This window comes from Streptomyces sp. NPDC057486, from assembly GCF_042802415.1.
Lineage (GTDB): Bacteria > Actinomycetota > Actinomycetes > Streptomycetales > Streptomycetaceae > Streptomyces > Streptomyces yanii.
On the sequence record NZ_JBHVEE010000250.1, the window covers coordinates 1 to 6173 of the forward strand.

General features: G+C 68.1%; 5 protein-coding genes and 1 pseudogene. 2 read left to right on the top strand and 4 right to left on the bottom strand.

Annotated elements, in window-relative coordinates; translation table 11 throughout:
- The first annotated feature begins 282 nt into the window (after positions 1–282).
- Positions 283–1020 (top strand): phosphotransferase family protein, encoded by a 738-nt coding sequence (locus ACFU6I_RS47430; RefSeq protein ID WP_384380496.1) that lies wholly within the window; start codon positions 283–285, stop codon positions 1018–1020.
- A gap of 66 nt (positions 1021–1086) precedes the next feature.
- Here ACFU6I_RS47430 and ACFU6I_RS47435 read toward each other — a convergent pair.
- The 3 genes and pseudogenes from ACFU6I_RS47435 to ACFU6I_RS47445 all read right to left on the bottom strand — a co-directional run.
- Positions 1087–1320, bottom strand: a pseudogene (locus ACFU6I_RS47435) (transposase); the annotation flags it as partial.
- 196 nt (positions 1321–1516) lie between these two features.
- Complete coding sequence (locus ACFU6I_RS47440) at positions 1517–1696, bottom strand: hypothetical protein (RefSeq protein WP_384380499.1); 180 nt, start codon at positions 1694–1696, stop codon at positions 1517–1519.
- 397 nt (positions 1697–2093) lie between these two features.
- Positions 2094–4493, bottom strand: a complete 2400-nt coding sequence (locus ACFU6I_RS47445) for a 2OG-Fe(II) oxygenase (RefSeq protein ID WP_384380502.1) — start codon at positions 4491–4493, stop codon at positions 2094–2096.
- A gap of 785 nt (positions 4494–5278) precedes the next feature.
- On the opposite strand from ACFU6I_RS47445, the gene ACFU6I_RS47450 reads away from it, so the two are divergent.
- Positions 5279–5485: a hypothetical protein gene (locus tag ACFU6I_RS47450; protein ID WP_384380505.1), complete on the top strand. Its 207-nt coding sequence runs from the start codon at positions 5279–5281 to the stop codon at positions 5483–5485.
- Positions 5486–5765: 280 nt separating this feature from the next.
- On the opposite strand, the gene ACFU6I_RS47455 is transcribed toward ACFU6I_RS47450, so the two are convergent.
- The coding region (locus ACFU6I_RS47455; protein WP_384380508.1) for an Imm1 family immunity protein at positions 5766–6173 on the bottom strand (408 nt) is incomplete at its 5' end.

Genomic DNA, 6173 nt, shown 5'->3' on the forward strand with positions numbered 1-6173 from the left:
TCTGCGGGAGAAAGCTCCCGCAGAGCCGTCGGATGACCGCTCGACCCGCTTCCTCGGCCACTGCCACGGCAGCCTGGTTGCCGACGCGCCGGTGCCGGCGGGTTGGCCTCGGCTCACCGCCCCCCTTGCGGAATCGAACGCCAGCTTCCCAAAAGCCGCCTCCCGAAGTGGTGTACAAACGCTGCTCAAACTCGGGTTCTGGCACACATTCCGTGACGCGTGCACGTTGAGTAGCGGGGAATGTGTTGAGAGTTCGAGGTCGAGATCGTGCACTGTAGGGGGATGCCTGAGTCGTCCTTGCCTGGTGGCTTTATCAATCATGTGGTGCGTGTCGGCGCCACGGTGCGCCGGCCCGCGTCGGCCCGTACGGGGTTCATCGGCGACCTGCTGAAGATGTTTGAGGCCTGCGGCTGGCCCGGTGCGCCGCGCTACCGCGGAATCGACGAGGAGGGCCGGGAGGTCCTCACCTACCTCGATGGGCATGTGGCCTGGGAACCGCAGCAGCCGCTGGCCGTGTACTCCGACGAGAGTCTGCTGCGGGTCACGCAGCTTGTGCGGGAGTTCCACGACCTGACGGCAGGCACCGCACTGGCCGGATCACATGAGGTCGTATGTCATAACGACCTCGCGCCCAAGAACACGGTCTATCGACCTGTCGGCGGCGCCCTGCGCCCGGTGGCCTTTATCGACTGGGATCTGGCTGCCCCCGGCGCGCGCATCCATGATGTCGCCCACGTTTGTTGGCAGTACCTCGGACTCGGGCCGAGTGTCGAAGACGCCTCCGAAGCCGCGCGACGGTTGCGGTTGATCGCTGACAGTTACGAGCTCGTGGACCGTCGTGATCTCGTCTCTGTGATCTTGTGGTGGCAGGACAGGTGCTGGCGCGGTATTGAGGCTGCTGCGGACTCTGGAGACCTCGCGATGATCCGTCTCCGTGACGCTGGGGTAGTGACAGAGGTTCAGGAGGCGTATCAGTGGGTCTCCGATCACCGGGTCAATTTGGATCGTGCCTTGCGCTGACCAACTGGGTGCCGGTCATCTCACAAACAAGAGCTGGATATGGCTGAGTACGGGCTGCCGCTCTCGTTACGACAGCAGAACTCGTTTACGGAGAAGTTGGAAGCCAGCGCGGCCGAACATCTGGCGCTTGAGCATCTTGATCCGGTTGACGTGTCCTTCGACGACACCGGAGTTCCAGGGCAGGGTGAGGCCGGCGATGACGGCGTTACGGTCGCGGTCGATGCCTGCGGCGAGGGTGTGGATGGTGGGCAGGTCGTCCTTGCGGACGGCATCGAGCCACTCCGGTAACCGTTCGCCCCCGCGCTTTCCGGGCTTGCGTCGGCGGGGGCCTCGGCGGGACCGGATGGGCGGTATGCCCTTCACGAGCGGGATGAGGGCCTGGGTAACTCGCGTGAGATTGGCGGAGCTGGCGGAGAACGAAGGGGCCGGCCAGGGCGATCCACCGTCCATCGCCTCGGTCACCCCCGCAGCGCCTCCTCCGCCGGGGGACAACCCCCTACACGGGCAACCAGGTCGGCCACCCCAAGGGTGTGCCGCCGGATGTGCATACGCTGTCGGGGTGGCCGGGCGAGACGTACCAGACTGCCAGCACCGGCCAGAGCAGTACCGCCACGGCGAGCACCGTCAGCGCGACGTTCGGCGGCGGCACGGTCGACTTCAACAGCGCAACGTTCAACGGGACATCGTTTGACTGGGGCCCTGTTCCCGTACCGGCGGGCGCCTAGACCGTGCGGGTACGGTGCCCAGCCTGGATGAGACGCGCATAGCCGGTGGCCCGGCGGAGCTGGCCGAGGCCAAGCACGCACATTCACATCCGATGGTCAGACTCCACATTCTCGAAGTCGGACCGCCGGAGCGGGTGCAGCAGCTCTCCGAGATCGGAATGCGCTGGCCGTAAGCGGCGCCGGACGGGCAGCGGGGCAGGGCAGGGAGGCTCAAACCGACCCGCCGCGTCCAGCCGAAGGCCATCACCCTCGTACCCAAACTGGTTTAGCGATTCAAGCAACGGCATTGCCCGCACCCTTCGTTCTTCTCGTCGTCGCTGTCGGGGAGAGGTACGGATGTGTCACCTCTCAGCCGCGCGACCGGGGCCATTTGTCCCGCAGCCACGCCAGGTCGGTCTCGGCGCGGGTGCGGGTGGCCTGTTCGCGAGTGAAGACGGCGTCCGTCTTGGTCAGGACCAGGACGTAGGGGCGTCCCTGGCGCCGGGTGGTGTGGGAGACGGGCAGGCCGGCCTGGTCGATGCGGCTGTGGAGGTGGCGGCGTCCGTCCTTCGCGAGCGGCCACTCCATGACGTGGCGGGTACGGGAGGTGAGGAAGGCGTCCAAGTCGGGGCAGAGTCCGCAGCCAGTCCGGCATGTCCCGGCCGGGGTGAGGGACCAGTCGTCGGCCGCACGTACGGGGCGGGTGAGGGCCGCGGCGAGCCGGTCCTCGCAGTGGTCGGCGAGGGTCTGGAAGGCGCGGGCGGCGGGTGCGCCGTCGCGTATGGTCGTCGACTGGCGGGCCGCGGTGCGCAGGGCGGGGAGTAGGCATTCCAGGGCGGTGTCCGGCAGGCCGCGCAGCGTGGCGGCGATGGTGTCGGCGGTCTCGGGCCCTGCCGCCTGCAGGACGCGGGCCAGTGATGCGCCGAGCCCCTCCATGCCTGTGCGGCGCTCCGTCTCGCGGCCGATGCCGAGCCAGCTGGTGAGCTGCTGCTCGACTGCTTGCCAGGCACCCTCGGCCAGCAGCGAGGCCATCGCGTCCCCATCGCCGTCGGCGGCCCGCAGCGCGGTGCACAGGCCGGGCAGCGATTCGAGCCACGCCGCGCGGTCGGCCCCGGTGTACGCGCCAACCGTGCCGAACCAGTTGCTGACGGCCCCGCGGGCCCACGTCCGTCCGTACCGCGCGGCCGCTGCCGCGAGACCCGGGGCGTGCCGCTCGCCCAGGGTCTCCACCCCGAAAGGCGCGAGGAGCATCGTGGCAGTGTCCGCTTCCCGCAGTCCCACCGCGACGGGCAGGGCGGCGGCAAAGAGCGCCGCGGCCGCCTCGCCCGAACCGCGGTGCTTCCAGAACGGGGCGAGCGACCGGGCGAGCGTGTGCGCCCGGTCGAGGTCCCCGGCATCCAGGTGGCCCTGAAGTTCCCGCAGTGCGCCCTCGGAGCCGGCCTCGGCGCGGGCGGTGAACGAGCGCTGCCGGGGCCACAGGACCACGGCAGCCCGCCGGTACCAGCGGTCGAGGGTGTTGCCGTAGTTGCCCATGTAGCCCTCGTACTCGGACTGATAGGGCGTCAGGTCCTTGTTCTCGGTGGTGGCGCACACTTCGGCGTACGCGACAGGCAGGTTGATCTGCTCGCCGCCGGTGCCGTGCGGGCGGGTCCACCAGCTCAGCGTGATCTCGTCGTCGATCAGCTCGTTCAGTTCGTAGTTGGAGAAGTCGCCGCTGCGGCGGCGCTCGGCACCGGGTTCCCCGTCGGGGTCCAGGAGGCATTCACCCTCGCACTCCTCGTCCTCGCAGTCGTCGTAGTGCTCGACCTCGCCGTAGTAGTCGTAGCGGTCGTACGGCGCATGCGCGTCCCAGGTCTCCTTCACCTCGGCCAACGCGAGGACCGCTTCGCAGTCCGCCTCTGCGGCGGCCTGGCGGAGCAGGGTGGTGCGGGTGGCGTCGGCGCCCTTGAGGCGGTCCCAGTCCAGGCCGCGCTGGGTGTACTCGTGGTCGAGGAGGTACACGAGGCGGTTCGGGGGCGCGGGCTTCTGGCGGCCGTAGGCGTAGCGCTCTTCGGCCGGCTCGGTGAAGTGTTCGGTCAGGCAGTGGGCCAGGTCGGCGACCGAGTCCCCGTCGTCTTCGCCAGCCGGGCGGATGCGTTGAGCGAGGAGGTTCATGGTGAGGGTGACGCGGTAGCCGGACTTGACGGGCTTGACCTCGTGCAGGCAGTCCGCGTAGAAGGCGGCGAAGGTCAGCTTCTCCCGGGACGCCTGGTGGACGACGCTGCGGCCGGCGTGCGAGACGACGAGTTCGCCGCCGGTGTGGTGCGAGGGCAGCGAGACAACCAGGGTGCCCACCATGGAGTCGTCCTTCTCGGAGTCCTGGTGCGGCAGGAAGAACTGGCCCTTGCCGTAGACGAGCAGTGCGTGCGGCTCGGCACGTAGGACGACGGTGGGCGGCAGACCGAGCGCGGTGCGGACACCGTCGAGGACGCCGTCCAGGGTGCGGTCCCAGTCGGTACCGCCGAGCGTGATGCGGTCCGGGGTGATCTCCCAGGTGTCGCGGACTCTGGTGTCAGACAGGGTCTGCTCGCCGCGGCCGAAGGATGCCTGCCGGGCCTGCGCGATCAGTTTCTTGGTGACCGGGGCACGCAGCGGCAGCGGCAGTTCCCCCACCCCGTCGACCGCGATGCGCAGCGCGCGGGCCGACATCTCGATACGGGTGCTGAAGTCCCCGCGCCGCTGCGCGTCGCCGAGCAGCTCCGCCAACTGCTTCCGCGCTCCGTGTCCCATACTGTTTCGTCCCCAGGGGTGCAGCGTGCCGTATGGCCTGTCGCGGAAACCCTAAACGCCGCGGGCAGTCCTTGTTCCCGGGCTGTTGGTCATGCGGCGAGGGTGAGTATGTCGCGGTAGCGGATGGTGTGAACCGTAGGTGATCGCGTTGCTGGTGGTAGCGCCAGTAGGCGTCGAAGTCGCTGTCCACGGACAATGGGACGTCCGGGTGAGCGGACAGTTGATCTCCTTGTACGCGGACAGCTCATCTCCTTGTCCGGTATGACTTTTCATCCCTCGGACGGCGGTCAGCTGGACGGGGTGAGAGGCTGGACGCCCTGACCGCGGCCACCACAGACATCAACAGCCTCACCACCCGACGCCACCGCACCCGCCGCTCCCCCGCACGTACCCACACATGACCACGTGCCCATAGACGTGCCTGCACCCGGCCGAACCGTCCGAGCAGCACGCCCCGTACCTGGGTCAGTGACACCGGATACGCACCCCGGCCACAAGACGCGGGCGTCGGCGCCCGTGCAGAGCACCAGATCAACCATGCTGGGCGCCACGTGGAGGCACATCTGTACCGATGACCACTCGCCAGACACCCAGGGCAACACCCGCGCCGATCGCCGCTACGCTGAACACGCCCCCCTGGGCCAGGGCCGAGACCCGCAGGGACGCTCTCAGGCAGAGAGCCGCAGCAGGACCGCCGACCGCGAGGCGCTCACCACCCCCACGCGGACGACACCACAACAGGTGTCCGCTGTCCTCGATCCCCCTCTGCTCAAGGGAGCAGCATCATGACCCGGGAGAACGTTCCCGCGCCCGTCCAGCCGCCCGACCCCGCGCCTGTCCCGCATCAGCCCGCTGCCGGTGCCGGCCTGACCGCAGCGGTAGCCCAGGGGGCCGCTCGGTCCATCACGGCTCGGCTCGTGGACAAGTTCCTCACCAACCCGCCCGACTGGCTCAGAGCCCTGTGGAACGCACTACCGCGGCCCTGGGAGTAGCCACCACAGCCGGGCAGGAGCGCCCTGCCCGGCTGCTGCCGCCGCTCGGACGTCAGGCGGCGCTGAACTCGTGGGCGGGGGGCTTGGTTTCCGCGACGGCGAACTCCTTCGGGCAGGTGTCACCCTGCCCGGTGCGCGGTCATCGCGCGTCGATCCACTCCGGATGCGAAGCGCAACCCACCAGCAACCCAGGGGCTGCCCCTGCAGGCGCGGGGACAACCCCTGGGTCTTGCCGACCGAAAGAAGATAATCCGCCCTCTGACCGGAGTACAGGAAGCCGTCAGATTTCCGGCTCCTCCTGCCATTCGATACACGCAGGCTTTTGCCCCCCAGAGAGAAGAAACTCCTTTACCGCCTCACGCACAAGGGGGAGCGGAATTTCTGCCGAGGCAGGAAGTTCTCTTGGATTTCCCACAAAGTGGTACACAACCTCTTCCCCCTGACCCTCCAAATCGCCAGTCGACAGATAATTCTTGTCATCAATGAAGCTCACGATCCCGACCTGCCGCTCCTCGTTGACTCCGACCAGGAATTCATGGTCTGGAAATCCCGAAGGGAGAAGTTCGCGCTGCTTGCTATACAGGGCCGCCATAGTCTCGGACTCCTCCCCGGAGGCAAGGTAATCGATCATCGCATCGACATCCTCGGAGGAATAGATGGCCATGGGCTCACCCGTATGCTGCCCTCT

Excerpts from the sequence above, each read along its gene's own strand:
- ACFU6I_RS47430 (WP_384380496.1), top strand. The coding sequence starts at position 283 with ATGCCTGAGTCGTCCTTGCCTGGTGGCTTTATCAATCATGTGGTGCGT.
- ACFU6I_RS47445 (WP_384380502.1), bottom strand. The coding sequence starts at position 4,493 with ATGGGACACGGAGCGCGGAAGCAGTTGGCGGAGCTGCTCGGCGACGCG.
- ACFU6I_RS47450 (WP_384380505.1), top strand. The coding sequence starts at position 5,279 with ATGACCCGGGAGAACGTTCCCGCGCCCGTCCAGCCGCCCGACCCCGCG.